The sequence below is a fragment of the Aeromonas finlandensis genome (assembly GCF_000764645.1).
Taxonomy (GTDB): Bacteria; Pseudomonadota; Gammaproteobacteria; order Enterobacterales; family Aeromonadaceae; genus Aeromonas; species Aeromonas finlandensis.
The window spans coordinates 29,674-56,262 of sequence record NZ_JRGK01000061.1; the positions used below are offsets into that span (position 1 = coordinate 29,674).

The window sequence follows — 26,589 nt, forward strand, 5'->3', positions numbered from 1 at the left end:
GGACACCGTATTGTGCCAATCCAGCGAACTGACAAGGAGAATACGGTGCTTACATCAACCGAAAAACGCTTCTGCCCAACCTGCCAACGCGAGACCAACCATGTCGTGGTGCTGGTCGACAAATCCTATGGAAAAGAGGTGAAACCGGAGCAAAAGCGCAAAGCGTTTATCAAAGACTTTATTACCGGCTGGGCGGCTGGGCCCTTTCTGGCCAACATGGATCGCTTTGAACGCCACGTCATCTGCGAAAATTGTGGAAATAAAGTCATTGATGAATGAAAAATCAGGAGTAAAACGACTGATTTTGGGGCTGTCGGTGACATCGCAATGGCCAGCCGACATGGAAAAACAGCTCGCGGCACACTGCCCGTTGCGCAGTAGGTGACCGGTTTTTAAAGAGTGAGGGGCCGACTGGCCCCTCGTAATCACTGCGCTTTCGAGACCATTCGCTTGCCCACCAGCCGGTGTAGCAGCTTGTTGTATTTCGCCCAGGAGTGGATCAGCAGGAAGATGCCGAACAGCAGGGCCAGAAACAGTTGCCCCACCTCGACGGCATCCAGCGAGCCGATAAAGCTCTCGTTCTCCTCCGTCTCCAGATAGTTGAGCCAGGGTTGCAGGGCCAAAAACAACCAGCCCCCCCAGGTCACCAGCAGGATCAGCAGATCCCGCAGCCGATACTTCCAGCTGCGCCGGGTGCCGTTGCTGATGATCATCTCGTTCGCCAGCTTATGTTTTGTCACGGAACGACTCTCCCCTGTCAGGACTTTCCCAAACGGCCAGCTGGCCACGGCGACGCAGGATCGCCTTGGGCACCGCCACCACCACGGTCACCAGATTGAGCAACCAGTAGATGAGCGGATACCAGACGCACCAGATAAAGCTGCGGGCCATGCGCTTGTCGTAGTGGTTGTCGATAAAGATACTGACCCCGAACTGCACCAGACAGATGGCGGTCATCATCACCCCGGTCCACTGGAACAGGTGACCCACCGCCAGTCCGCTCAAGTCCGGCTCAAGCAGCCAGATCAGCGCCAGCAGCAACATGCTGTAGCACCAGGCAACGCTGGAGAGATACTCCAGCAGCAACAGCCAGAAGCGGCGATTGCGCCAACGCATCGCCTGCAACCCGTAGCGCAGAAACACCTCGGCGCCCCCCTGCGCCCAGCGCAACCGCTGTTTGTAGAGGCCGCGCACCGTCTCGGGCATCAACACCCAGCAGAGCGCCTGCGGCTGATAGTGGATGAGCCACCCTGCCAACTGCAGCTTCCAGCTGATGTCGATATCCTCGGTCACCATGTCATTGCTCCAGCCACCGACCGCCTCGACCGCCTGCTTGCGAAAAGCCACCACCACCCCGGAGACGGTGAAGACGGTGCCGTAGATCCGCTGGGCCCGCTTGATGAGGCCGATGATGGAGCTGAACTCGCCGGTCTGGATCTTGCCGATGATGGTGGAGCGGGTGCGTACCCGCGGATTGCCGGTGACCGCCCCGACCCTTGGGCTCTCGATGAAGTGCTTCACCATCCAGCGCACCGCGTCATAGTCCAGCACCGCATCCCCGTCGATGCCGACCAGGATCTCCCCACTGGCCACGGTCAACCCGTTGTTGAGGGCCATCGCCTTGCCCTGGTTGTGTTGATGGAGCACGGTCAGGCGTGGATCCTGCTGCGCCAGCCGATCCAGCCGAACGCCGGTGTCATCCTTGCTGCCGTCGTTGATGGCCAGCACCTCGAAATCGGGATAACGCTGGCGCAGCAGGTGGCCGATGGTCTCCTCGACATTGGCCCCCTCGTTGTAGCAAGGCACCATTAACGTCACCCTGGGGTAATAGGGGAGCTCCAGCCCCCGCTTGGCCAGCGCGATATCCCGCCGCTCCCACTGGAAGTAGTAATAGAGGCCGCCACAGACCCACACCATGGCCATCAGACTGGGATAGGCCAGGGTAAAGATGGCTATCCCTTCCAGAAGATCCTTCACCGTATCGCCTCCACGCGGGTGGCCGCGGCGACACTGACAGTGGCCGGCAGTTGGGTCGGCTGAGGCTGGGTCTGCACCGAGAAGACCGGCCTGAGCGCTGCAGGATCCGGCTGATTGTTGTGAAAATCATCCGGGTAGTAGCCAAAGTTGGTCACTCCCTGGCGCTGAATGATCTCCATCCAGCGCGCCAGCTCGGCATCAGGGATGGGCTGGTCGGTACGCCAGTTGCGGCTCTGCAGCTCGAACACCAGTCGATTGGCTGGCACCTGCACCAGCGAATCCTCCGCCAGCTTGGCCAGCCACTCATCGGGGTGTTCCGCCTGCTCCATATAGGGCATGGCCATCACGGCGGTGTAGTCATAGGCCTTGGCAAACGCCGCCATGCTCTGGGCAAACCACTGCTGGGATTGCGGCTCGGTCACCAGCGCCGCATAGATATTGCGGGCAGTCTTGAGGCCGTCGGCTCCCCCCTGACGGTAGCGGGCGGCGGCATCACGCAGCGCCATGGTGAAGTCGATCAGCAGATCGGTCTTCTGCTCCCCTTGCGCCTGCAGCGCATCCGGGGTACGAGCCAGCGGCATCGGCCCCTCGTAGTCGCTGAGGAAGGCGTCGTCATGGAACAGCAGGCCGTCGAACTTGGTGTAGAAGCCGAGATCCTCATAGATATCCAGCAGCAGCTGACGGCTGGCAGGATCCCAGGGAGAAAGGCGCAGATACTGCCCCTTGGCAGGGGCGCCGGTGCGGCTGTCGGTGACATAGGCGTGGTTCGGTCCCATGTCGTAGGCCATCACCGGCATCCAGGCGAACACCTTGACCCCGGCCCGGGTCTTTAGCTGCCAGGCCACCCGGTTGAAGAGATCTGCCTTGACCGGCATATGACGGTTGGGGAAGTAGAGCGCCTCCGCCACCCCGTCACCGTTGTCATCGGCATAGGCCTGCAGATAGACGGTGGTGATGCCGTAGCCCTTGATCCGGTCCAGCAGCATGTCGATGTTCTTGTTCATCTGCTGCGGATCCTTGTCATAGACATAGTCCAGATCCACGTGCACCAAGCGCTCCACCTGCCGCTCCCAGGTATTGCCCCCCATGATCTCGTCCAGGGTTTCGAGGCTGGTATCCTCCTCCAGCAGATAGCGGCGCACCGTGCTGCCCGAGTCACTCAGCTTGTTGAGCCCTTCGGCCAGGGTGAAGGTGTAGGGCATCCCGGCCGCACTGGCCAGATCCAGCGCCGTCTGGTTGAAGGCGCCGTAGGGCCAGACCAGGATCCGTGGTGCCCGACCGGTCTGCTCCCTGAGCTGGCTGGCCGATGCGTCAAAGTCGGCTTTTATCCGGGCCCGGTAGTCGGCCATGCTCTCGTAGCCATTCTGGCTCCAACCTGCGGTGGTGACCGCTGGCTGCACGTTGCCCTGCGGATTGGCGAGCAGCCCGTAGTGGGAGGTGAAGGTATGGGAAGCCAGCTCCACCAGCCCGGAATCCTGCATCTCGCGGATCTGCGGCCAGCCGACGAAGTAGCTGCGTGGCAGCTTGTCATTGCCGTACGGGACCATCTTGTCATCGGCCACATCCAGCCAGCTGCCCACCAGCGCAAAGACTGCCGGGTAGTTGTAGAGCTTGAGCAGCGGATAGACCAGCCGGTAGAAGCTCTCGTAGCCGTCATCGAAGCTGAGTAGGATCGCCTTCTCCGGCAGCGGTGCCTTGCCCGCTTTGGCATCCAGGATCTGCTGGAAGCTGACCGGGTGATAGCCCTGCTGCTTGATCCAGTTGAAGTGGCGGATCAGGGTGTCGCGCCGGATGGTCTGGGGGTAGAGCTTGAGGTTGGGGGTCAATTTCAGATCGACGATATCGTGGTAGCAGAGCACCACATAATCATCGGGTTGCCGGGCCGCCTGCGTCAGCGAAGGCAGCAGTGCAAGCAGCAAAACGAAAGGAGCAAGCCAGCGTTTCATCACATGAAACTCCATTGCAGATTGGCGAAGATGAAATTTCCGAACTCGGGGTTGCCGTCATAGATGGCCTGACGGCGGCCCAGGCCATAGCCCAGGCTAAGGGCGGGAGAGAGGATCCAGTCGTGGCGATAGCTGAGCTGCCACCCCTGATCGCTGCCATAGCCCTGCTGCCAGTAGTGGTTGCCACTCATGGTAAGGCTCTGCAGCAGGGAGCGACGCCCATCCAGCGGCAGTCGATAGCGCCCCGCCAGCTCCAGCTCCAGATTGCGATCCTGCAGGGGATTGAAGTAGTCGACCTCCACCGCCTCGTTGCGGGAGGTGGCACCGCGCAAGGTGGTATCGAACCACCAGCGATCCCGGCGCCAGAGATCCTGACGCAGCCAGCCAGAGGCCGTCAGCCGCCGGTTGCCATCGCTGATATCCATCCGCTCAAGCCGCAACGCCCCCTCGCGGGTCTCATCCTGACGCCAGCCCAGATCGAGCTGGTATTGATCGGCGTAGTTGCCACGCGCCAGGGCCCGCAGCGGGGTGTAGGCACTGTTGAGGTTGATGGCAGTGCCCAACATCCAGCGATCGTCCAACCGCCAGTCGAGGCGACTCCACAAATAACCTCTGTGGTTGAGCTCGCTGCCCGCGCCCCCCTCCAGCGTCAGCTGCAGCGGGTAGAGAAAGATCTCGGCCCCCAGCCCGGTATAGGCGGCGCGCTCGGGCTGCTGGTCGAACTCGCCAAAGCTGCCCTGACGACGGACAAACAGCCGATCGCCACCATCGCTGCGAGCGCTGTAGAGGCGGCTGTCGTAGCTCCAGTCACGGCTGGCCTGCACCGAGCCCCCTTCGTTGCGGCCATGGGTCAGGTCGGTGACAAATTGCGGTGCCTGCTCCAGGGTCAGCCGCTGCTGCAGCTCCTGACGGTCGCGGGTCAGGTTGCCAAGGGTGCGCACGGCCTGCGGCGTGCCTTGCCAATCGCCCTTGTCGAGCCGGGCGTTGAGGCGACCGGGCTCGGCCAGCACGGTGCGACCGGCAGGCAGCCAGCGCACCGCCTGCTGATAGGCCTGCTCGGCCCCGTCGGGATGACCCCGCCAACGGCGGATATCCCCCAGTTGCAGCCAGAGCCAGGGGTTGGCTGGCGCGGTTTGCAGCCACCCTTCCAACTGTTTCTCTGCCGCGCCCGCCTCACCACGCCAGGCTTGCAGCAACGTTTTCAGCTGCAATACCTTCTCGTAGTCGTCGTTGGCCATTCGCATGTTGCCGGTGAAATCCCAGCGAGTCGGTGGTTCCTGCCAACCGGCCAGCAGCCCCTGCGCCGCACCATAGTGCTCGCCATCCGCATAGGCGTAGAAGCGCTTCTCCAGCAGGCGCTTGTCTTTGGCCCGTGCCGGGGTCGCCAGTTGCTGGTAAATCACGGAGGCCTCATCCACCCGCCCCAGCCCGGCCAATGCATCGGCGCGCGCCTCCAGCACATAGTCGGGTAGCGGCCCTTCGGCCTGCAGCGTAGCGGACTCCCGTTCGGCCCGGGCAAAATCGCCGAGGGCCACCAGCGTCACCACCGCATCGCGACGGGCACTGATGTAGAGCACATGATCGTGAGGCGCGCGGGCCAGGATCCTGTCTTGCAGCGCAAGCGTGCGGGTAAGAGAGCGACGGGCCAACGCCGGATCCTCGGTCTGGGCCGAGATCCGCAGCAGATTGACCGCCTGGTAGTAGTCGAGCCAGAGCCGGTCGACCGGTTTGAACAGCGTGGGGTAACGGCCCATCAGATCCGCTGCCGCAGGCCCCGCCCCCAGACTCACTGCCACTCGATAGAGCGCCAGCACCTGCTCATGGTTATCCGGCTCCAGCTCCAGCCACTGCTGACGGGCCAGCAGCTCACCCATGGGGTCTTCACCCTGACGAGCCGCATAGATGCGGGCATCGAGGATCGCCTGATCTCGGCCGAAACGGACTTCATATTCATCCGCCGCACGGCGGGCCAGCTCGCGGTTGCCCTGATCGCTGGCGGTGAGAAACAGCCCGAGCCAGCCATTGCGGTTGGCGGGATCGCGCTCCTCCAGGATGCGGTAATAGCTGATCGCCTCGGAGTAGCGCTTCTCGTCGCGGGCGGCACGGGCCACCCCTTCCAGCGTACTGTTGCTGATGGGGCTGAACTCGCACGGCTCACAGGCGGCCAACGCTCCCTTGCGATCCCCCCGCCACAGTTGCACAGCGATCAGATCGTCGAGCACCTTGCCATCACCACTTTGTCGATAGAGGGCATCCAGCCCGTATGCAGCCGCATCCAACTCTCCTGCCCGGGCCTTGATCACCCAGGCTTCGCGCACTCTGTCCACCTCACTGGCGCACACCAGCAGGGGCAGCAGCGCCAACATCAAAAAGATGCGATTCATTCGCAACATACCACCCATAACAAACGCTGGTCGTATCGTCCCTGCACGGCCATACGGATATACACACCCGTCCGCTCCTGCCTGATGAGCAAGAGGGCTTCCTGACTTGTGTGCTGATTTCGAGGGTGAAAGGCGGGCTGTGGGCCAGCACCTTTCCTATGTGCGGCCCAGCCATCTCCGGGCGGAGATCTGAGGCTTTCCGAACCCGATTCACATCGGGAGTGGCAAGGAGGGCGATTCTGCAGTTGTAGACAATTAAGTCAATCAGATTAGATGATAATGGTTATCAAATGGATTGATGTGATCGATATTTATGCACAAAGATAGCCACAAAAAACACTATTGAAGAATTAGGCAAAACCATGTGGATTGTTGGTTCTATGACCTTGCTACCCACTATTCGCACTCATCTTCATATGAATACATATCTGATGAAAAAATTGCGGCCCAATCGACAAAGCGACAGATTGTGTCGCGCACATGTCCACAAAATGGCAATACCTGACACTGTTGCGACAATAAATTGCTACGAAAAGCAGTGCTCCCGGCCCGATCACCGGGAGCACTGTGGATTACGCGGCTGACACTGGTCGGTAATGGTTAACGATCCACGCCTCGAAATCGGCCAGCATACGCCCCTCCGACTCACTGTTGTCGGCGATAAGCTCGGAGCCGTGTACCACCCGGATATGGGCATCGAGCGGGCTTCCCTCACCCGCCACGGGGCGCTGCTGCGCGGCGGCCATGCAGGCTTGCGCCTGTTGCCACGCCTCAGCGGCGCTCAGGTTGCACGCCTCGGCCAGCGGCACTGCGCTGAATCCCTCGCCAGTGAGACTACGCAGGGTCTCATCATGAGTCATGCCATTGCCCGGCCCCCAGTAGTGGGCAGCCAGATCCGGCCCGATGCGCGGGTTGTCGGTGAGGTAGCCATCACGTTTGAGGAAATAGGCGCGGGTCTGCTCCACCGCCATCAGCGCCAGCAGGTAGCCATGATAGGCGCAGGCGGACTCCTGATTAAGGAGGTGCGGAATAGCCAGCAGCGGACGCGGGCTCTCCACTCCGACAATCTTGCGCTCCCACTGGCGAGCCTGCGCCAGCACGGCATCCGGGGTGCGTTTGGCCTCATCCATGGCGTAGAGATCCCGCTCGAAGTAGGCCACCAGCGCGATCTGACGCTCGTTGAAGGCGCGAAACGGCTGGCGTGCGGTGATCATCGCCTTGATGAGCGCATCGGGGATCGCCTCTCCCGCCGCGTTTCTGGCGTAGCGCTTGAGCCAGTCGGCATCGTCCAGCAGGCTGTCGCAGAACATCGACTGGGTCTCGGCATAGGCCATGGAGGTGGGCGGAAACTCCTGTGAGAAGCAGGGGGCGTTGCCGGTGACATTGGCAAAGTGCGCGGCGTGGCCCCCCTCGTGGAACAGGGTGTTGAGACCGTTCCAGCCGCTGCCCACCTGCGCCGGATCGGCCAGGCTGGTGAAATTGACCACCGCAGGCACCCACTCCCCTTTCTGGAAGAAGCTCGGTACCGGGCCGTGGCAAAAGCCGTTCTCGTATTTCCCCTCCCGGGTCAGCAAGTCCAGGGTGAGGGTCGCGCCGCGATACTGGATGCCGAGACGACGGAAACTCTCGACCCAATCTCTCAGTGCCCGCGAGAAGGGCACGTAAGGATCGAGCTGGCGGGTTACATCGCCGCTCACGCTGTAACGCAGGTTGTGGGGCAGCAAGGCCGCCTCCCCCTTGGCGGCTTTGAGCTCGGCGAGGCTCTGCTGCAGCCGCGCGTCGGTGCGGGCAATAAAATCGTCGAGGATGGCGAACAGCTGCTCCGGGCTCATCTGCTCGTTCTTGCGCACCTTGTAGTCGAAGTAGTCGCGATAGCCCATGGCACGGGCAAAGCGGTTGCGGATCGCCACCACCTCGAGAAAACCGTTGCCGACCACCCACTGCTCCAGGGAGTGGAACATGGCGAGCGCGCTCTGGCGCACCGCCTCGTTCGGGCTGGCGGCAAGCGAGGTGCTGGCGGCGGGCAAGCTGCCTGCCACCTGCTGACCCTGCTCATCCAGCAGGGTCAGCTTCAGCCCTTTGCGGCGAGCGAACAGATCCGCTTCGGCGGCCACCAGCTCATCCATCAGAGCGGCGGCAGCCGGATCTTCGATGACGTTGCACTCGAAGAAGGCGATCCAGCCTTGCAGACCGCGTTTGAGATCATCCTCTTCAGCCTGCGCCAGCATCTCCCGCAACGCGGGCAGACGGGCCGGATTGGCACAAAAGGCCTTGTAGGCCTGCTCGGCCGCAGTAAAGCCGGCCTGATCGTCGCTGGTGCCCATGTAGGTGGACCAGAAGAGGTCCTCCTTGTGCCTGTGTACCTGCAGGTAGTCGGCGTTGAGCTGGTTGAAGTAATTCCTGGCAATGGAACTCATAAATTCCCTCTTGTTATGGGGTTACCCGTACCCGGGCCCCCTCCTTTTTTTGATGAAATGCCAAACCATTCACACTCTTTGGCAAAAATTGCGCAGGGATGCGCCTGAATACGCTACCACAAAGTGGGTGGTTGCTGTCTGCTGACTATACTGATGTTAAAACGCTCATTTAAGAACCGGTGGCAACTTGCTGAAAGTAAATGAGATGTTAATTCGTACACACAGGCTGCTGCTGTAACGAGCCATACAAAATCAACAGGGAAATGAGGGTTTAGTCATGTTCAAGCTCGGTGATATCACCGTGAGCCGCAAATTGCTTTTGCTGCTCACGCTGGCGTTTGTCGGTTTTGTCGCATTGCTGCTTATCTCGGCCAACGCGCTCCAGCGAAACCTGATGAGTGAACGGGAAGCGCGACTCAGTGCGGTATTGAGTCAGGCCATGAGCCAGATCCAGTTTCTGGCCAGCACATTGCCAGCAGATCAGGCCCAGCTGGAGGCGCGCAAGCTGCTGACCCATATGCGCTTTGATGGCAACAACTACCTGTTTGTCATCGACGAGAGCCGCAAGATGCTGGTTCACCCCATCCGCCCCGAACTGGTCGGCCAGACAATGGGGGAAGGTGGCGCCGCCACCGCAGGGCAGTTCTGGTTCCAGATGGTGGATATTGCCAAAGGGGGCAAACAGGGCACCCTGCAATATATCTGGACCGGTCCGTCGGGTGAAACCGCTGACAAGCTCTCCATGGTCTCCGGCTATCAGCCGTGGGGCTGGATCCTCGGCTCCGGCATGCTGCTGCAGGACATTCATCAGACTATCTGGTCGCAATACCTGAAGATGGGCACCGCCACCGGTATTGTCATCCTGTTGATGGGGCTGCTGGGCTGGCGCATCACCCACTCCATCGTCTCCCCCCTCAACCAGATCAACCATGCCATGCAGCGGGTTGCCAAGGGGGATCTGGTGGTCAGCATCCCGGTGCAGGGCAAGGATGAGCTGGGCATGGTCGCCCGCTGCACCAACCAGAGTCTCGACGCCATCCGTCACGCCCTGCTGGAGGCCAGTCAGGGGGCCCGCAACGTGGCGGATGCCGCCCTGCGCATCGCCGCCTCTGCCGAGCAGACCAATCAGGCGGTCACCAGCCAGCGGGATCAGCTGGCCCAGCTCGCCACCGCCATGAACGAGATGAGCGCCACCATCTCCGATGTGGCCGGGCATGCCGAAAATACCGCGCGGGATACCCAAGAAGCGACCGGTGAGGCTGGGCTCGGCAATCGGGATGTCCATGCCAGCGTGCATGGCATCAAGGCGCTGGCTACCGAGGTGGAGCAAGCCACCTATCAGGTCAACCAGCTTAAGGAGGGGGTGATGCAGATCAGCGAGGTGACCGCCGTTATCAGCTCCATCTCGGATCAGACCAACCTGCTGGCCCTCAACGCCGCCATCGAAGCGGCCCGGGCCGGCGAGCAGGGCCGTGGCTTTGCCGTGGTGGCCGACGAGGTGCGCCAGCTGGCCAGCCGTACTCGCCAATCCACCGAAGAGATCCAGAGCACCATCGCCCAACTGCAGCAACGGGCCGTCACCGCCGCCAACGCCATGGATACCAGCCGCAAACTGGCAGAGAGCAGCGTCAACCAGTCCCAGCAAGCTGGGCAGGATCTCACCCTGATCGTCAACCATATCCAGCATGTGAGCGACATGGCGACCCAGATCGCTACCGCCGCCGAGCAGCAGAGCATGGTGGCCGAGGATATGAACCGCAACGTCAGCGGCATCAACGACTCGGCGCTGGAGATGTCCCAGTCCGCCTCGCAACTGGCACAGGAGAGCGAGCTGCTGGCCGGTCTCTCCCGCAGCCTGGATGAGCGGCTTGCGGTGTTCAAACTGAGCAAGGAGTCCGTCGCGGCTCCGATGATGGCGCCCGTATCTCGCCCCTCCGGCGAGCCGCGCGCCCGTCATTGATGGCGTCACCCCGTGTCGACTTGTCACCCGACCTGCCAGCCCAGCTGGCAGGTTTTTTTGCGCCAGCAACACGCAATCAGCATACACCTTATCGGCATATCCAACAGCATCTGACGCCATTCTAAAACAAGATAACAACTTAAAAAACAGTCAGTTAGGATGATTTATGCGCCATTGAACGGTGCATTTAAACATTTAACTTCAAATAATCAATCAATGCAGTGCACAATGCTGATGGCCGAACATTTGGCCCATCACTAACTATCTAGTCATTTGGCAAACTGACCGAAAGGTCGGGACGCAAAGCCTCCGGTCTACAGACGTTTTGTCCAGGATAGCGGGGTTGCCACACGCAAGTGTGCATCGGGGAACTCCCCGGCCAACTGACTGCCCACATCTGTCGAACAGAGGAATGTATGGCAGCAAAAATCCAACTCAATCACATCGCTGCAATTCTGGCCCTGCTGGCCAGCGGCAGCGCCCTGGCTCACGGCTATATCAGCAAGCCAGAGAGCCGCAACTATCTGTGCAACACCGGCGGCAACAGTCAGTGTGGCGGTGTGCAGTGGGAGCCCCAGAGCGTGGAAGGCCCCTCCGGCTTCCCGCAAACCGGCCCGCAGGATGGTCAAATCGCCTCGGCGGGCAGCCCGCGCTGGAGCGAGCTGAACATCCAGACCAGCGACCGCTGGACCAAGCGTGAAGTACAGCCCGGCCCCTTCGCCATCAGCTGGACCTTCACCGCCAACCACGTCACCCGCAACTGGCGCTACTACCTCACCAAGCAGGATTGGAACCCCAACCAGCCGCTCACCCGTGCCTCGTTCGACCTGACCCCCTTCTGCGTCATCGACGGCAACATGGTGCAGCCGCCCAAGCAGGTCACCCACAACTGTACCCTGCCGGAGCGCACCGGTTATCAAGTGATCCTCGGCGTGTGGGAAGTGGGCGACACCAGCAACAGCTTCTACAACATCATCGATGCCAAGTTCAAAGATGGCAGCCAGCCGCCGCTGGCGTGGAGCCAGGCAGGCACCATCTACCCCTCCATCGACCTCGCGGCAGGTGACAAGGCAATGACCCGGGTATTCGATGCCAACGGCGAGCGCCCCGAGCTGCAGACCGTGCTGACCATCACCACCGCCGAGCAAGGCCAGAAGAACAGCTGGGCCCACGCCCTCGCCAGCAAGATCAACGCCGAACAGAGCCAGATCCGCGCCGGTCAGCAAGGAGCCGATGGCCAGTTCAATCCGGTCTATGGCATGAACCCCGTCTATCTGAAGCGCGGTAGCAAGCTGGAGCGGGTCGAGATTGACCTGCAACAGCTGCAGCCGCCGGTGGTGGACAGCATCAGCGTCAGCGGCCTGGCCAGCGACTATGTGCTGGACAACGGCAAGGCAACCCTCGATTTCACCGTCACCGCACAGGGCGATCTGGCCGTCACCAACACCCTCTATGACCATGGCGGCGTCGCCAAGGGTGAAAGCAGTGCCGACATCAAGGACAGCAGCCACACCTTCACCATGGCGCTGGAAGGGCTCAAGGCAGGTCACCACCAGCTGGTGATCAAGGCCACCCCGAAAGCGGGCGGCGAGACCATCCAGCAGACCATGGATCTGATGTTCAAGGAGGCGAGCAGTGGCGGCGACTACCAGTTTGTCTTCCCGAATTCGCTCAAATCCTATGCCGCTGGCACCAAGGTGCAGCAACCCAAGAATGGCAAGGTCTATCAGTGCAAGCCCTTCCCCTACAGCGGTTACTGCCAGCAGTGGACCACCACCGCCCCCCAGTACGAGCCGGGCATCGGCTCCCACTGGCAGATGGCGTGGGATGAAGTGCACTAACCCACGCTTGTGCACATAAAAAAGGGCGTCCTCTCTAGCAGGGGACGCCCGGAAAAATCAAACCTTGCGGTTTGCATACCAACGGAACCAAGACCTCACTCTTCACTTACTTCACACACTCAACACACTCTTCAAAACAGGGTTTGTCCATTAACCCTGCCATTTTCCTCCTTCGACAATCACATCATTCGGATCGGTATCAGGGCTCAGCTTGTCACGCACATACTGGTCATAGAGCTTGAGCAGGTACTTCTCCTCACCCAGCTTGGCGAGACGGTCATTGACCCAGTCACGCAGCTCGATATTGCCCTTCTTCACCGCCGGGGCGATGGGGTCTTCCGAGCCCAGTTTTTCGGGCAATACCCGATAGCCCGGGTTCTCCTTGGCCCAGCTGAACAGCACCAGATTGTCCTGGGCGTAGGCATCGCCGCGTCCCTGCGCCAGCGCTTGCAAGGATTCGGTATTCTTCTCGAACTTGAGCACCTTCCACTCCGGATGATTGCGGGTCAGCCAGATGTCGGCCGTGGTGCCCGTGGTGACGATCAGGGTCTTGCTGGCCAGATCATCCAGTTTCTTGGCCGCGCTCCCTTCCGGCACCAGCACCTGTACCGCCACTCGCAGGTTCGGGTTGGTGAAATCCACCACCTCGCGCCGCTCCGGGGTCACCGTCATATTGGCGAGGATCAGATCCACCTTGTCGCTCTGCAGGAAGGGGATGCGACTGGCTGGCTCCACCGCCACGAACTCGATCTTGTTCTCGTCCCCCAGCAGATCCCTGGCGAGGCGGCGACCCAGATCCGTGTCAAAACCGACGTAGTTGCCCTTCTCGTCCACGTAGCCAAACGGCGGTTTGTCGGTGAAGACGCCGACGATGAGCTTGTCCCGCGCCTTGATCTTGTCGAGGGAACCGTCCGCCGCATGGGCAGCGCCGCTGGCGATACCCAGTCCCAATAAGGCACTAAGCAGAACCGAGGTGATTTTTTTCATGCTGACTCCTTTCGTTTGATGACATTTGTATAAGAAAACTTGGCGAGGAACTGGCGCGCACGCGGGCTCCCGGGATTGTCGAAAAATTGGTGGGGGGCGGCCTGCTCCAGAATGTGGCCGCCATCCATGAAGACGATGCGATCCGCCACCGCCCGGGCGAAGGCCAGCTCGTGGGTGACGATGAGCAGGGTCATGCCGCTGCCAGTGAGATCGCGGATCACCTCCAGCACCTCCTGCACCATCTCGGGGTCGAGGGCGGCGGTTACTTCGTCAAACAGCATCACCTGGGGGTTCATGCACAGCGCCCGCACGATGGCGATGCGCTGCTGCTGACCACCGGAGAGCTGGCGCGGATAGTCGTGGCGGCGCTCCCAAAGACCGATACGGGTCAGCAACTGCTCGGCTTGCCGCAGCGCCTCTGCCTGCTCCCTCTTTTGCACCTGCAGGGGGCCAAGCAGCACATTTTCCAGCACCGTCAGGTTGGGGAAGAGGTGATAGCTCTGGAACACCATGCCGATCCGCTGGCGTACCCGTTGCCAGTCGGTGGCGTCATCCAGCAACACACCATCGAAGCGGATCTCGCCCCCCTGAATGGGTTCGAGCCCGTTGAGAGTGCGCAGCAAGGTGCTCTTGCCACAACCACTTGGCCCCAGAATGACGATCACCTCCCCGGCGCGCACGCTGAGGCTGATCCGATCCAGCACCCGATTCGGGCCGAACTGTTTACTGACAGAACCGAGTTCAAGCAGAGGTGTCATACCGCATTACCCCATTGTTGCTCCAGCCGGCGCGCGGCGAGCGAGAGCGGATAGCAGACCAGAAAAAAGAACAGAAACAGCAGACCGTAAATGAGCAGCGAGCCATAGGTGCGCTCGATGATCTGCTGGCCCACCTTGATCACTTCCACCACCCCGATCAGCACCGCCAGCGAACTGGTCTTGATGATGCGGGTGTAGATGTTGATGGTCGGCGGCGTCAGCCGCTGCAACGCCTGCGGCAGCAACACATGGCGATAGAGCTGCCAGGTCGAGAGCCCGAGCGCCAGCCCGGCCTCCTGCTGACCGCGGGCGAGGGACTTGAGGCCACCGCGCACCACCTCTCCCACCTCGCTGGCGCCCCAGAGGGCGAGCACCAGCACAGCGCACCAGAAGGCCGGCATATCGAGGCCGAAAAAGATCGGCAACCCGAAGAAAAAGAGATAGAGCCACACCAGCACCGGCACCACCCGAAACAGCTCGAGATAAAGCCGCAGCAGCCCCCGAACCAACCGACCGCCCTGTTGTGCCAACACGCCGTAAGCGACACCGCCGAGGGTGGCAAACAGGATGGCCAGCAGCGAGATGGCAAGGGTCTGGCCTGCGCCCACCGCCAGCAGTGGCAGTGCCTGCGTTAACTGCTCAGAGATCGAACTGGCCATTTTGAGCCCTCCTTTCCTGCGCCTCGCTGGCGAGTGACTGCGGCAGCAGGAAGATAAGTGCCCACATCGGGATCCTCGCCTGCATCAGCGATTCAGTGACCGAACTGACCATGTTGCAGCCTCCTTTCAACGACGCGCAGAGCGAGGGAGAGCGGCAGAAAGATCAGCACGCACATCAATGTCAGTACCGCCAGCATCTCGTAGGTCTTGTAGTAGAGGGCGATGTAATTCTTGGTGGTGTAGAGCAGCTCTGGCACCGCCACGGCAGAAGCCACCGTCGTCTCTTTGAGCAGGAAGATGAAGTTGGCAAACAGCGCGGGCAGAGTGGCGAGCCAGGCTTGGGGCAACTGCACGTGGCGCAGCAGTTGCCAGCGAGAAAGCCCAATAGCCCGGCCAGCCTCAAGCTGACTGGCGGGCACCGCCTCAATGCCTGCACGCAGCGCCTCGGTCAGATAACCACCGCCGAGGAAGGTCATGGCGATCACCGCGGTGGTAAACCCGGAGAGCGACAAACCGAGCGCAGGCAGCCCGAAATAGAGGAAGAAGAGCTGGATCAGCAGCGGCGTGTTGCGGGCCAGCTCGACATACCCGCGGATCAGCGCGCTGAGCGGCCGCTTGTGCAGGCTCAACAGGGCGACGTTGAGCAGGGCGACCGCCAGCGAAGTGAGGATCACTATGGTTCCCAGCTGCAGGGTGACCCAGACCGCCTTGCCGAAGGCGGGCAGCGTCGTGAGGATAAAGGGCAGATCCAGATTCATGCCGGGATCCTCCCGTCACGCTGCAGACGCTGGGGCAGCACAGTGATCGCATCCGGGTACTTGATACCGGCACCGGTATTGAGCACGACCACCCGCTCCTGCTCCCGGATCCAGCCAGCCTCGCGCAGTTGACGAGCGGCAGCAAACGCGGCGGCCCCTTCCGGGCAGACAAAGCTCCCTTCGCGAGAGGCAAGCTGGCGGATCTCGCTCTGGATGGCCTTGTCATCCACCGCGATGGCGCAACCATTGGTGCGATAGAGGGCGTCCAGCACCAGAAAATCCCCCAGCGCCTTGGGTACATTGATGCCGAACGCCAGCGTTTGGGAGTCGGGCCAGAAGCTCGACTCGGCGGCTCTCTGTTGCCACGCCTGTACGATGGGCGCGCAACCGCTCGCCTGCACGGCCACCAGCCGGGGCAGCTCACCCTTGACCCAGCCCAACTCCTGCAGCTCGCGCAGCCCCTTGTAGATACCGATAAGGCCGACCCCGCCACCGGTGGGATAGAGGATCACGTCCGGCAGGGTCCAGCCCAGCTGTTCGGCAATCTCCAGCCCCATGGTCTTCTTGCCCTCAATCCGGTAGGGCTCCTTCAGGGTTGAGGCATCAAACAGGGCGTGCTCCGCCACCGCCTGCGCCACCTGGCGCCCGGCATCGCTGATCAGGCCATCCACCAGATAGAGACGGGAACCGGCGAGGGAGGTCTCCAGTCGGGTGATGGCGGGGGCTGCCTGCGGCATGACGATGGTGCTGCGCAGTCCGGCGCGGGCACCGTAGAGCGCCCATGCAGCACCTGCGTTGCCGTTGGTCGGCATGGCGAAGTGAGTGACGCCGAGTTCACGAGCACGGGAGATGCCCACCGCTGCACCACGGGCCTTGAAGGAGCCGGTGGGAATGACGCTCTCGTCTTTCATCCAGAGATCCGGAATGCCGATCTGCTTGCCCAGCGTGGGTAGCCGTAGCAGTGGGGTGAACCCCTCCCCCAGTGTCACGACGTGGGCAGGATCCCGCACCGGCAGCAACTCGTGATAGCGCCACAGGCTGGCAGGGCGACCCGACAATACCGCAGGTTGCCAGACTCGCTTCAGCGCATCGAGATCATAGCTGGCCAGCAGTGGTGCACCTGCCCGGCTCAGTTGCCAGGGCTGGTCGGCCTCATGGATCTCGCCACTCTTGCTGCAACGCAGATGTGATAGGTAGCTATACGGCATGCTTTATCCTGAATGGATCGACTTTGGTCAGTCACTTATTCCATCCTGCAATCCAAGTACCGGATAACAAACAAAATTAACTGGCAAATCTAAGTGAAAAAATTCATATGAAGCCGTCTGTTTTCGCTAGCAATATCATCTGGCAGCAATGAAGAAGGGGAGCCATTGGCTCCCCTTCTCTCTTCTCTTCCGAACTCAAATCTGGAAGTCGATGGCGGGCTCGCTGCCCATGGCGCGGGCCTGAATATCCGCCAGCGCCAGCTCGGGGTTGCAGAGCTGGATAAACTGCCAGGCGAAGTTGTGATGGAACTGCCCCTGCTTGAGGCCAATCCAGGCGGTGTGCGGGGCAAACAGATGGCTGCCGTCGAGCTGCACCAGCCCCTGATCCCGCTGGGCGTCGAACGCCATATCGGCCAGAATGCCGACCCCCATCTCCAGCTCGACATAGGTCTTGATGACATCGGAGTCCTGCGCCGTCAGCAGGATCTGCGGCTCGATACCCGCCGCAGCAAAGGCTTCGTCCACCCGCACCCGCCCGGTCAACCCGGCTTGATAGGTGACGATGGGCCAGTTGGCCAGCGCCGCCAGGGTCAGAGCCCGCTCGCCAGCCAGCGGATGTAGCTCGGGCACCACGATGTTGTGGTGCCAGCGGTAGTAGGGAAATGCCACCACCCCTTCGCTCTTGTCGAGCTGCTCGCTGCTAATGCCGATATCCACCTCACCGGTCTGCACCAGCCGCACTATCTCCTCCGGGCTGCCCTGACGCAGCTCCAGCTGTACCAGCGGGAACTGCTCGCGAAACGCCTTCACCACCCGCGGCAGGGCGTAGCGGGCCTGGGTATGGGTGGTCGCCACCAGCAAGCGGCCCGAGTCGCGGTTGGCAAAGGTGCTGGCCAGTTTGCGGATGTTGTTGGCGTCATTGAGAATGCGCTCGGCAATCACCAGCAGCTCCTTGCCAGGCTCGGTCATACCGAGCAGCCGCTTGCCGTAGCGGATAAAGAGCTCGATACCGAGCTCCTCTTCCAGCTCGCGGATATGGCGACTCACCCCGGATTGCGAGGTAAAAAGGGCGTTGGCCACCTCGGTCAGGTTGTAATCCCGCCGCGCTGCCTCCCGGATAATTCGTAACTGCTGAAAATTCACCTTGTCGCCTCCTGCGAAGGGTGGGCGACACAATCTGGTCACCCCCTCATTTTTGTTATTTGGCCGGATCATGCCCCGGCAGAGCGCCTGAACCGGGCGGCCACACCGCCCGCAACACAGCATCAAATCTGATAGTCGGGATAGAACTGCGCCTGTCTGGCCACCAGCTTCACCCCCTGACCCGGAGCAAACAGCTTGGCCGCCTCCTTGGTCAGCTCCGCCTCGTAGTGGGCCCCTTTCGTTTCGCCATCGCCACGCAGCTCCACCCGAATGCGCGGCCCCATGGGTAGCAGACGGGTGATGGTGGCGCGGATCCCGCCCGGCGCATCGGCTGGCAAGATCTCCAGCTCATGGGGACGGACATAGGCGATGGCTGCACTGCCGTGGGCCAGATGGGAAGCCGATGGCCCGCCGAGCAGCTGCTCGCCGATGCCGAATCCCTGCTCGGCCACCCGACCGCGGAACTGGTTGACGCTGCCGAGGAAGCTGTGGACGAAAGAGCTGGCGGGCTGGTCGTAGACCTCGGCCGGGGTACCGATCTGCTCGACTCGTCCGGCATTCATCAACACCACCCGATCCGCCACCTCCAGCGCCTCCTCCTGATCGTGGGTGACGAACAGGCTGGTGACGTGCAGCTCGTCGTGCAGCTCGCGCAGCCAGCGGCGCAGCTCCTTGCGCACCTGGGCATCAAGGGCGCCGAAGGGCTCGTCCAAGAGCAGCACCTTGGGCTGCACCGCCAGCGCGCGGGCCAATGCGACCCGCTGACGCTGACCACCGGAGAGCTGGGTCGGGTAGCGCTCGGCCACGTGGCTGAGCTGTACCAGATCCAGCAGCTCCTTGACCCGGGCGCGGATCGCCGCCTCGGCCGGGCGCTCGCTGCGCGGTTTGACCCGCAGGCCAAACGCCACGTTTTCGAACACCGTCATGTGGCGAAACAGGGCGTAGTGCTGGAATACGAAACCGACGTTGCGCTCGCGCACATGGAGATCCGAGGCATCCTCACCCCGGATGATGACGTGGCCAGAGTCGGCCTGCTCCAGCCCGGCGATGATCCGCAGCAACGTGGTCTTGCCGCAACCGGAGGGGCCGAGCAGCGCCACCAGCTCACCGTCGTGAAAGTCGAGGTTGATGTCTGCCAGCGCTGCGTACTGATTGAAATGCTTGTTGAGTTGTTGAACCTGAATGCTCATGGCTGCCTCTTTAAAACGGTGATTCAGTGAGATTTGGTGGGCTGACCACGCAGCCGGGCCAACAGGGTTTCACCCAGCAGGGTAAAGATCCCGAACAGAGCCAAGAGGCTTGCCACCGCAAAGGCGGCGCCGGTCTGGTACTCGTTGTAGAGGATCTCGATATGCAGCGGCAGGGTGTTGGTCTGACCGCGAATATGGCCGGAGACCACCGACACGGCGCCAAACTCCCCCACCGCCCGGGCGGTACAGAGCAGCAGGCCATACATCAGGCTCCAGCGGATGCCGGGCAGGGTGACGCGCCAGAACATCTGCAGGCCGCTCGCCCCCAGCATGATGGCCGCCTCCTCCTCTTCCGGGCCGCGTGCCTCCATCTGGGGCAGCAGCTCGCGCACCACGAACGGCACTGTGATAAAGGTGGTGGCCAGGATGATCCCCGGCGTCGCGAAGATGATCTTGATGTCATGCTCGCTCAGCCAGTCACCAAACCAGCCGCGGCTGCCAAACAGCAGCACCAGCATCAGACCGGCAATCACCGGCGACACCGAAAATGGCAGATCGATGATGGTGATGAGCAGCTGACGACCGGGAAAGCGGAAGCGGGCGATGGCCCAGGCCGCCGCGATCCCGAACAGCAGGTTGAGGGGAACGGCGCAGAGGGTCACCAACGCGGTGAGGCCAAGGGCGCTCAGGGCATCCGGCTCGCTGATGGCGTGCCAGAAGAAGGCGAGCCCCGGTGTCAGCGCCTGAATAAAGACGGTGGCCAGCGGCAGTAGCAGCAGGGCAGCAAACCAGCCGAGACCCACCGTGATCAGCAACCACTTGACCCACTGGGGTTCGCGGATCACGACCGGCGCCTTGCGAACAGGGGCCGCCTCCACAGGGGCGACCTCAATGGCGATAGCAGATGAACTCATATCCGGCTCCCTCCGATGCGAGACCAGCTCCAGGCCTGCAACTTGTTGATTAGCAGTAACAAAATGAATGAAATCAGCAGCATCACCACGGCGATGGCGGAGGCACCCGCGTAGTCGTACTCCTCCAGATGGCTCATGATCATCAGCGGCGCGATTTCGGAAACCATCGGCAGGTTGCCAGCGATAAAGATGACGGAGCCGTACTCCCCCACCGCGCGGGCAAACGCCAGCGCAAAGCCGGTGAGCAGGGCCGGCACCAGAGTCGGCCAGAGCACCCGCAGAAAGGTCTGCCAGCGATCGGCGCCGAGGCTGGCGGCCGCCTCCTCCTGCTCGCTCTCGGCTTCCCGCAGCACCGGCTGCAGGGTGCGAACCACGAACGGCAATCCGATAAAGGTGAGCGCAATCACCACCCCGATGGGGTTGTAGGCGAGTTGGATATCGAGCGGCGCAAGCAACTGGCCGATCCAGCCGTTGGGGGCGAAGATGGCGCAGAGGGCGATGCCGGAGACGGCGGTCGGCATGGCAAATGGCAGGTCGATCAGCGCATCCACCAGTCGACGGCCGGGGAAGGTGTAGCGCACCAGGATCCAGGCCAGGATCAGCCCGAACAGACTGTTAAGCAGCGCCGCGATAAAGGCCGCGCCGAAACTAAGGCGAAAAGAGGCGAGCACTCGCGGCGAACCGATCACCTGCCAGAACTCGGCAGCACTCAGGTTGTTCACCGCAAACAGCACCAGTGCCGAGAGCGGTAACAGCACCAGCACGCCCAAATAGAGCAGAGTGAAGCCAAAGGTAGGGCCAAAACCCGGCAAGACAGAATAAGAACCAAATCGCATAACACATCCATCTGTTATGAATAATTTCAGATGTGGTGATTCTGCGCACTCTTCCTATCCGCAACAAACACCGTTTGCGACTTTGCTAATTACTTTTTTGTCTAACAACGGTGGAACAAGGCTTTTAGAGCGATCCAAATAAAAAAAGGTCTTTTATATAAATAAAAGACCTAAGAAATGGAGCAATACGGAGCGCAACATTCAAAGAACGGGGCATGGAGCAACCAACGAACCGCGCGATCGTCAGCCCTCCAACCACTTCACAGACAACTAGCGAAAACCGAGTGCGACAGGCCGGGCCGAAGTAGCCTTGACCGGTGCCACCACCAGCTCGCCACGGCGATAAAGGGTACCCAGCAAATTCAGCCCCTGATGCCAATCGCCATGACCGGACTGGGCATTGATATGGCCCGCCTCACCGGCATCAAACAGCGGCACCTGCCACTGACGACTCCAGTATTCGGCCCGCTCAAAGCTCATCCAGGGATCGTTGCGGCTGGCCACCAGCTGGGCCGACACCTGCAGCGGCCCGGCCAAGGCCTCATCCGCAATGCCAAAGCGGGCGGGATCGGCGGGGGCCACCAGAAAGATTGAGGCGACCTTCTCCGGCTGCAATCGGGCCGCCGCGATGGCGGTCAGCGCGCCGAAGGAGTGGGCCACCAGATGGACCCGGCTGCGGCGACTTTTCAGCTTGCTCGCCAGCTTGGCGCTCCAGACCCTGAGGTCTGGCTTGTCCCACGGCAGTCCTGTCATCCGCTGCCATTGGGGAAAGTGATCGTGCCAGCGGCTCTGCCAGTGATCCGGCCCACTGTTGTGCAGACCGGGAACCAGGAGGATCTTGTTCATCTTGGTGCTCCTATCGGCTGGCACAGGGGCCAGTTCAAAGGGGGTAAATGGAGTTATCTGCCTCAGCCACCGGGCTGGTAGATCTGGTCAAACAGACCACCCTGGGCGAAGTGCTTCTTCTGGGCCTTCTCCCAATCCCCCTCCAGATCCTTGACGGTAAAGAGGGCAAGTTTCGGGAACTGCGCCGCCGTCTCCTTCAGGATCGCCGGGTTGCTGGGGCGATAGTGATGTTTGGCGACGATATGCTGCCCCTCGTCGGAGTAGAGGTAGTCGAGGTACGCCTTGGATACCGCTTCGGTGCCATGCTTCTTGGCCACCTTGTCCACCACCGCAACCGGCGGCTCCGCCAGAATGGAGACAGAAGGCACCACCAGCTCGAACTTGTCGCTGGCCCCCGCCTGACCAAGCACCAGCAGGGCTTCGTTCTCCCACGCCAGCAGCACGTCGCCAAGACCGCGCTCGGTAAAGCTGGTGGTGGCGCCGCGGGCGCCGGAGTCGAGCACCTTCACGTTCTTGTAGAGATCGCCGACAAACTGCCTGGCCCCCTCTTCACTGCCGCTCTTTTTGAGGGCGTAACCCCAGGCGGCCAGATAGTTCCAGCGGGCACCGCCGGAGGTTTTGGGGTTGGGGGTCACGATGGCGACATCCTTGCGCACCATGTCATCCCAATCCTTGATCTGCTTGGGATTGCCCTTGCGTACCAGGAAAACGATGGTGGAGGTATAGGGTGCAGCATTGTTGCCAAGGCGGCTCTGCCAGTCGGCGGCGGTCAGCCCCGCCTTGGCGATGGCGTTGACGTCATAGGCCAGTGCCAGCGACACCACGTCGGCCTCCAGCCCATCCACCACGGCGCGAGCCTGCTTGCCGGAGCCACCGTGAGACTGGCTTACCACCACGTCGTCACCTGTCTTCGCCTTCCACTCCTTGGCAAAGGCGGCGTTGTACTCCTGAAACAGCTCGCGGGTCGGATCGTAGGAGACGTTGAGCAGGCGGATCTCGGCGGCGTTGGCCTGGCCAAGTGCCAGCAGGGAGAGCAGGGTCAGGGCGGTCATTCGCAGTTTCATGGTGAACCTCCATATCGTTGGGTTGAGAGCAGCATGCCGTGGAGTTGTTATGCCGAGAAGAAAGAAATAGCTCTTTGCTTATCTCTTTTGCTCATATCAAGCCACTATCTCCATCGACACAAGGTGCCGGACGCAGACTCTGTGAGCCATGCCCCTCTGCCCCCTTGCACGCTGTGCCATCATGGAAGCAAGGCTGGCAGATGACGAAAAGGAAGTCGTTATGTGGATCAATGCTGAACCCGTCAATGGCGCCCTGGTCTCGCTGGCCATCGGTCTTATCATCGGGCTGGAGCGGGGCTGGCAGGTGCGCCAGCTGGGGGATAACCAACGCATCGCCGGGATGCGTACCTACGGCCTCATCGGCCTGCTTGGCGGGGTGTGCGGTTTGCTGCTGCCGACCCTGGGCCCCTGGCTGCCGCTGCTCGGCCTGCTGGCGGTGGTGATCGGCTGCGGCCTCTCGGTCTGGCTGGCCCAGCGCTGGCAGGGGGAGTTCGGCCTCACCAGTTCGGTCGCCATGCTGCTCACCTATCTGCTGGGTCTGATGTCGGTACTGCTGAGCCCGAGCGAAGCGGTGGCCTGCGCCGTGCTGGCGGCCCTGCTGATGGGCTTGAAGGGACAGATCCAGCAGGGGATGCTGTTTCTCAGCGAAACCGAGTTTCACGCCACCCTGCGCTTTCTGCTTATCTCGCTGGTGCTGCTGCCGGTACTGCCCAACGAAGAGATGGGCCCTCTCGATGCCTTCAACCCCTTCAAGATCTGGCTGATGGTGGTGGTGATCGCCGGCATCTCGTTTTGCGGCCACTTCGCGGTACGGCTGCTCGGCACCCGCGCCGGGCTGGTGCTCACCAGCATACTGGCGGGATTGGCCTCCTCCACCGCCCTTACCCTGCAGTTCGCCCGCCTCAACAAGGAACAAGGGGGGCTGGAGCGGCTGCTGGCTACCGGCATCCTGCTGGCGGGAGCCACCATGTGGTTGCGACTGCTGGTGCTGGTGTTGCTCATCCACAGCGAGTTGGCGATGCGCCTGGCCGCCCCTCTGCTGCTGCTGGCAGCCACCGTCTACGGCTTTGCCTTCTGGTTCTGGCGCCAGCGCGAAGAGCTGACTGACGGCCCGGTACAGCCAGAGACCAGCAATCCGCTCGATCTGGCCACCGCCATCAAGTTCGGCCTGCTGCTGGCACTGATCGGCTTTATGGCCACCCTGCTGCAAGACAAGGTGGGCAACTCGGGGGTCTATCTGCTGTCGCTGGTGTCGGGGATCACCGATGTGGACGCCATTACATTGTCGCTCTCCCAGCTCTCCCACAAGGAGCTGGCACTGGAGGTGGCCGCTCGCGGCATTCTACTGGCCGGGCTGGTCAACTCGCTGGTGAAGGGGTTACTGGCCCTTGGCATCGGCGGGCGCAGTCTGGGGCTACGGGTGCTGCTCCCCTACTTCGTCTCGGTCCTGCTGATCCTGCCCCTAATCTGGCCCGCAGGTTGACGGGGCTCACCTGCAACAAGTGACAGACTGACGACCCGACTGACTGTCACGTATACTGCCCGCTCTTGTAGCATGAGGAGGTAGCAATGGCGAGCGACTGGGACAAGGTACTGGCAGGCGGGGCACTGGATAGCCAGAGCGAGGAGATAGCCAACGACCGGATCCGCGGGCAGGCGCTGCTGGCCCGACTCAATGGATCATCTGCAGGCGATGAATCTCTGCGCCAGCAGATCTGCCGCGAACTCTTTGGCCACTGCCCCGACTCCTGCTGGATCAGCACGCCGTTTACCTGCGAGTTTGGCCGCAACATCCATATCGGCGAAAAGACCTTCTTCAACTTCAACGTCACCATTCTCGACGTCGGCGAAGTGCACATCGGCAGCCATGTGCTGCTGGCCCCCAACGTGCAGATCTACACCGCCACCCACACCATGAACTATCTGGAGCGACGCAACTGGACCGCCTACAACAAGCCGGTGCAGATCGGTGACGACTGCTGGATTGGCGGCGGCGCCATCATCTGCCCCGGCGTCACCATAGGGCCACGCTCCATCATTGGCGCCGGCGCCGTGGTCACTCGCGACATCCCGGCTGACTCGGTAGCGGTGGGCAATCCGGCTCGCGTGATCCGCACCCTCAAGCAGGATGAGGAGCGCTGCTGGGAGCTGGCTCAATGATGGCGCTGGCACTGCTGCCACTGGGTGCCGCCCTCTGGCTCGGCCTCGACGGCCAGCTGTGGTGGCCGCTGGGGATACTGCTGACCATGAGTCTGCTCACAGTGGCCGCTTACGCCTGGGACAAGCGGCAGGCGGTGCGCGGTGAGTGGCGCATTCCCGAATCCCGCCTGCATCTGCTGGAGCTGTGCGGTGGCTGGCCGGGTGCCTTGGTGGCCCGCCAGTGGCTGCGCCACAAGACCCGGAAGCACAGCTACCGGCTGGTGTTCTGGTTTATCGTGCTGCTGCACCTGACCCTGTGGGGACTTTGGTTTGGCCGCCCTCTCTGGCATCAATAGCCATTTGGGTAACAATGTGGTGGCTTGGCCACCCGCTCTGGCAGCAATAGCCAACTGCATCACAAAGGCGAAATGGGCCCCATTGCGGCCAATTGGCGGCTATGAGAAAACAGAGCTGATCCATCAGCGTTTTCGCCGTTTATGATGACCATATTGATAACGACAAGGAGTCGTGACATGACCATGTGGACAGGCATCGTCCTGATCGTATTTATCAGCGTATTGTTCGGATACCTCGGCAAGCGGGCTCGCTACCAGATGGGGGATGCCCGCATCACCGACCGCCTCGGCAAGCAGGATCTGGTCATCAGGGAGTTGCAGGAGCGGGTCGCCAATCTGGAGGCGATCGTCATCGAAGAGGAGAAGCGGCGCCCGTTTCGGGAGCTGTGATTTTCGCCATCAGGCTTCAGATAACCAGGTTTCAGATAACCAAAGTTCAGATAAAGAGAGAGGGCTGCATGATGCAGCCCTCTCTCGTTTCAGCAGACTCAGATTACCAGCGGCAGTAGTTCGGCGTAGTCGCGGATCGCCGGAAAAGCGGTGATGCTCTGCTCCGGCTTGCTACTGTCGGGATTCTGGATCGCCAGCTGATAGCCGATGCCATAGTCGGCGGCGGCCCGCAGGATCCGCTCGCTGTCATCCACAAACAGGGTGCGGGCCGGATCGAACGCCAGCCGCTGTGCCAGCGCCTGCCAGCAGAGCTGGCTCTCCTTCGACCAGCCCAGCTCGTGGGTGCTCACCATCAGATCCAGATGGTCGGCAAGGCCAAGCTGCGCATCCTTCACCGACAGACTGGCGGGGTGGGCGTTGGTAAAGAGCACCAACTGCTTGCCCGCGGCGCGCAGCTCGGCCAGAAAAGGGATGGCGTGAGGGCGCCACTGGATCTTCGCCAGCAGCTCCTGCTTGAGGGCGCGAATGTCGAGTCCCAGCGTCTCGCTCCAGTAATCCACGCAGTACCAGTTGAGGGTGCCGTTGACCGCCTGATAGTGCACCTCGATCTGCGCCCTTGCCTCATCCAGCGGCAGCCCGAGCCGCTCGGCGTAACGCTCCGGCACCAGCTGCTGCCAGAGGTGGTTGTCAAAATGGAGATCGATCAGGGTGCCATCCATATCGAGCAAGACGGTATCTATCTGGTGCCAGGGCAAGGCGGTGGAGCGGGAGTGTGGCATCGGGCCTCTTGATCTCGGGGTCGCGGAAGAAATGGAG

25 protein-coding genes and 1 riboswitch are annotated in these 26,589 nt (G+C 61.6%); of the genes, 7 read left to right on the plus strand and 18 right to left on the minus strand.

Going from position 1 to position 26,589, the window contains the following annotated elements:
* Window positions 1-45 precede the first annotated feature (45 nt).
* Window positions 46-279, plus strand: coding sequence for a hypothetical protein (locus tag LD28_RS0107980; RefSeq protein ID WP_033136455.1), 234 nt, complete (start codon window positions 46-48; stop codon window positions 277-279).
* Between the two features lie 146 nt (window positions 280-425).
* Here LD28_RS0107980 and LD28_RS0107985 read toward each other — a convergent pair whose 3' ends face one another.
* The 5 genes from LD28_RS0107985 to LD28_RS0108005 form a co-directional block, all read right to left on the minus strand.
* Window positions 426-740: a hypothetical protein gene (locus LD28_RS0107985; RefSeq protein WP_033136456.1), complete on the minus strand. Its 315-nt coding sequence runs from the start codon at window positions 738-740 to the stop codon at window positions 426-428.
* On the minus strand, window positions 727-1,977 hold the full coding sequence (gene pgaC / locus LD28_RS0107990; protein WP_033136457.1) for a poly-beta-1,6-N-acetyl-D-glucosamine synthase: 1,251 nt from the start codon (window positions 1,975-1,977) through the stop codon (window positions 727-729). Before pgaC ends, LD28_RS0107985 begins: the two co-directional genes overlap by 14 nt.
* Complete coding sequence (gene pgaB / locus LD28_RS0107995) at window positions 1,974-3,923, minus strand: poly-beta-1,6-N-acetyl-D-glucosamine N-deacetylase PgaB (RefSeq protein ID WP_033136458.1); 1,950 nt, start codon at window positions 3,921-3,923, stop codon at window positions 1,974-1,976. Before pgaB ends, pgaC begins: the two co-directional genes overlap by 4 nt.
* Window positions 3,923-6,307 (minus strand): poly-beta-1,6 N-acetyl-D-glucosamine export porin PgaA, encoded by a 2,385-nt coding sequence (gene pgaA, locus LD28_RS0108000; RefSeq protein ID WP_241462271.1) that lies wholly within the window; start codon window positions 6,305-6,307, stop codon window positions 3,923-3,925. The genes pgaB and pgaA overlap by 1 nt, the downstream gene beginning before the upstream one ends.
* Before the next feature lie 572 nt (window positions 6,308-6,879).
* Window positions 6,880-8,724 carry a M3 family metallopeptidase gene (locus tag LD28_RS0108005; protein WP_033136459.1) on the minus strand — a complete coding sequence of 615 codons (1,845 nt, stop codon included), beginning with the start codon at window positions 8,722-8,724 and terminating at the stop codon, window positions 6,880-6,882.
* Between the two features lie 277 nt (window positions 8,725-9,001).
* On the opposite strand from LD28_RS0108005, the gene LD28_RS0108010 reads away from it, so the two are divergent.
* Both LD28_RS0108010 and gbpA read left to right on the plus strand, forming a co-directional pair.
* Window positions 9,002-10,684 carry a methyl-accepting chemotaxis protein gene (locus tag LD28_RS0108010; RefSeq protein WP_033136460.1) on the plus strand — a complete coding sequence of 561 codons (1,683 nt, stop codon included), beginning with the start codon at window positions 9,002-9,004 and terminating at the stop codon, window positions 10,682-10,684.
* A gap of 265 nt (window positions 10,685-10,949) precedes the next feature.
* A riboswitch (cyclic di-GMP riboswitch) is annotated at window positions 10,950-11,035 on the plus strand.
* A 65-nt stretch (window positions 11,036-11,100) separates the two neighbouring features.
* Window positions 11,101-12,525 carry an N-acetylglucosamine-binding protein GbpA gene (gene gbpA, locus LD28_RS0108015; protein ID WP_033136461.1) on the plus strand — a complete coding sequence of 475 codons (1,425 nt, stop codon included), beginning with the start codon at window positions 11,101-11,103 and terminating at the stop codon, window positions 12,523-12,525.
* A 150-nt stretch (window positions 12,526-12,675) separates the two neighbouring features.
* On the opposite strand, the gene LD28_RS0108020 is transcribed toward gbpA, so the two are convergent.
* The 12 genes from LD28_RS0108020 to LD28_RS0108070 form a co-directional block, all read right to left on the minus strand.
* Window positions 12,676-13,512 (minus strand): transporter substrate-binding domain-containing protein, encoded by an 837-nt coding sequence (locus LD28_RS0108020; RefSeq protein ID WP_033136462.1) that lies wholly within the window; start codon window positions 13,510-13,512, stop codon window positions 12,676-12,678.
* A complete protein-coding gene (locus tag LD28_RS0108025; RefSeq protein ID WP_033136463.1) occupies window positions 13,509-14,270 on the minus strand; it encodes an amino acid ABC transporter ATP-binding protein in 762 nt (253 codons plus the stop codon). The genes LD28_RS0108020 and LD28_RS0108025 overlap by 4 nt, the downstream gene beginning before the upstream one ends.
* On the minus strand, window positions 14,267-14,929 hold the full coding sequence (locus tag LD28_RS0108030; protein WP_033136464.1) for an amino acid ABC transporter permease: 663 nt from the start codon (window positions 14,927-14,929) through the stop codon (window positions 14,267-14,269). Before LD28_RS0108030 ends, LD28_RS0108025 begins: the two co-directional genes overlap by 4 nt.
* Entirely contained in the window at window positions 14,910-15,041 is a 132-nt protein-coding gene (locus tag LD28_RS23910) for a hypothetical protein (RefSeq protein WP_277619815.1), read from the minus strand. The genes LD28_RS0108030 and LD28_RS23910 overlap by 20 nt, the downstream gene beginning before the upstream one ends.
* Window positions 15,022-15,687: an amino acid ABC transporter permease gene (locus LD28_RS0108035; RefSeq protein WP_033136465.1), complete on the minus strand. Its 666-nt coding sequence runs from the start codon at window positions 15,685-15,687 to the stop codon at window positions 15,022-15,024. Before LD28_RS0108035 ends, LD28_RS23910 begins: the two co-directional genes overlap by 20 nt.
* The gene (locus LD28_RS0108040; protein ID WP_033136466.1) at window positions 15,684-16,895 is read right to left on the minus strand and encodes a threonine synthase; all 1,212 of its coding nucleotides are present in this window, start codon (window positions 16,893-16,895) and stop codon (window positions 15,684-15,686) included. The genes LD28_RS0108035 and LD28_RS0108040 overlap by 4 nt, the downstream gene beginning before the upstream one ends.
* A 195-nt stretch (window positions 16,896-17,090) precedes the next feature.
* Complete coding sequence (gene cbl / locus LD28_RS0108045; protein ID WP_033136467.1) at window positions 17,091-18,038, minus strand: HTH-type transcriptional regulator Cbl; 948 nt, start codon at window positions 18,036-18,038, stop codon at window positions 17,091-17,093.
* Window positions 18,039-18,160: 122 nt separating this feature from the next.
* Entirely contained in the window at window positions 18,161-19,228 is a 1,068-nt protein-coding gene (locus LD28_RS0108050) for a sulfate/molybdate ABC transporter ATP-binding protein (RefSeq protein ID WP_033113999.1), read from the minus strand.
* Window positions 19,229-19,251: 23 nt separating this feature from the next.
* The gene (gene cysW / locus LD28_RS0108055; protein ID WP_033113998.1) at window positions 19,252-20,142 is read right to left on the minus strand and encodes a sulfate ABC transporter permease subunit CysW; all 891 of its coding nucleotides are present in this window, start codon (window positions 20,140-20,142) and stop codon (window positions 19,252-19,254) included.
* Window positions 20,139-20,978 (minus strand): sulfate ABC transporter permease subunit CysT, encoded by an 840-nt coding sequence (gene cysT / locus LD28_RS0108060; RefSeq protein WP_033136468.1) that lies wholly within the window; start codon window positions 20,976-20,978, stop codon window positions 20,139-20,141. The genes cysW and cysT overlap by 4 nt, the downstream gene beginning before the upstream one ends.
* Before the next feature lie 270 nt (window positions 20,979-21,248).
* Entirely contained in the window at window positions 21,249-21,824 is a 576-nt protein-coding gene (locus LD28_RS0108065) for an RBBP9/YdeN family alpha/beta hydrolase (RefSeq protein ID WP_033136469.1), read from the minus strand.
* A 62-nt stretch (window positions 21,825-21,886) separates the two neighbouring features.
* Complete coding sequence (locus tag LD28_RS0108070; protein WP_033136470.1) at window positions 21,887-22,888, minus strand: sulfate ABC transporter substrate-binding protein; 1,002 nt, start codon at window positions 22,886-22,888, stop codon at window positions 21,887-21,889.
* 220 nt (window positions 22,889-23,108) lie between these two features.
* On the opposite strand from LD28_RS0108070, the gene LD28_RS0108075 reads away from it, so the two are divergent.
* The 4 genes from LD28_RS0108075 (at window position 23,109) to LD28_RS0108090 (ending at window position 25,773) form a co-directional block, all read left to right on the plus strand.
* Entirely contained in the window at window positions 23,109-24,371 is a 1,263-nt protein-coding gene (locus LD28_RS0108075; protein WP_033136471.1) for an MgtC/SapB family protein, read from the plus strand.
* A gap of 86 nt (window positions 24,372-24,457) precedes the next feature.
* Window positions 24,458-25,048 (plus strand): sugar O-acetyltransferase, encoded by a 591-nt coding sequence (locus LD28_RS0108080; protein ID WP_033136472.1) that lies wholly within the window; start codon window positions 24,458-24,460, stop codon window positions 25,046-25,048.
* Entirely contained in the window at window positions 25,045-25,383 is a 339-nt protein-coding gene (locus tag LD28_RS0108085; RefSeq protein WP_033136473.1) for a DUF1294 domain-containing protein, read from the plus strand. Before LD28_RS0108080 ends, LD28_RS0108085 begins: the two co-directional genes overlap by 4 nt.
* A gap of 177 nt (window positions 25,384-25,560) precedes the next feature.
* Window positions 25,561-25,773 (plus strand): hypothetical protein, encoded by a 213-nt coding sequence (locus LD28_RS0108090; protein WP_005348798.1) that lies wholly within the window; start codon window positions 25,561-25,563, stop codon window positions 25,771-25,773.
* A gap of 98 nt (window positions 25,774-25,871) precedes the next feature.
* Here the strand turns inward: LD28_RS0108090 and yrfG are convergent, their stop codons facing one another.
* Window positions 25,872-26,552 (minus strand): GMP/IMP nucleotidase, encoded by a 681-nt coding sequence (gene yrfG, locus LD28_RS0108095; protein ID WP_033136474.1) that lies wholly within the window; start codon window positions 26,550-26,552, stop codon window positions 25,872-25,874.
* Window positions 26,553-26,589 lie beyond the last annotated feature (37 nt).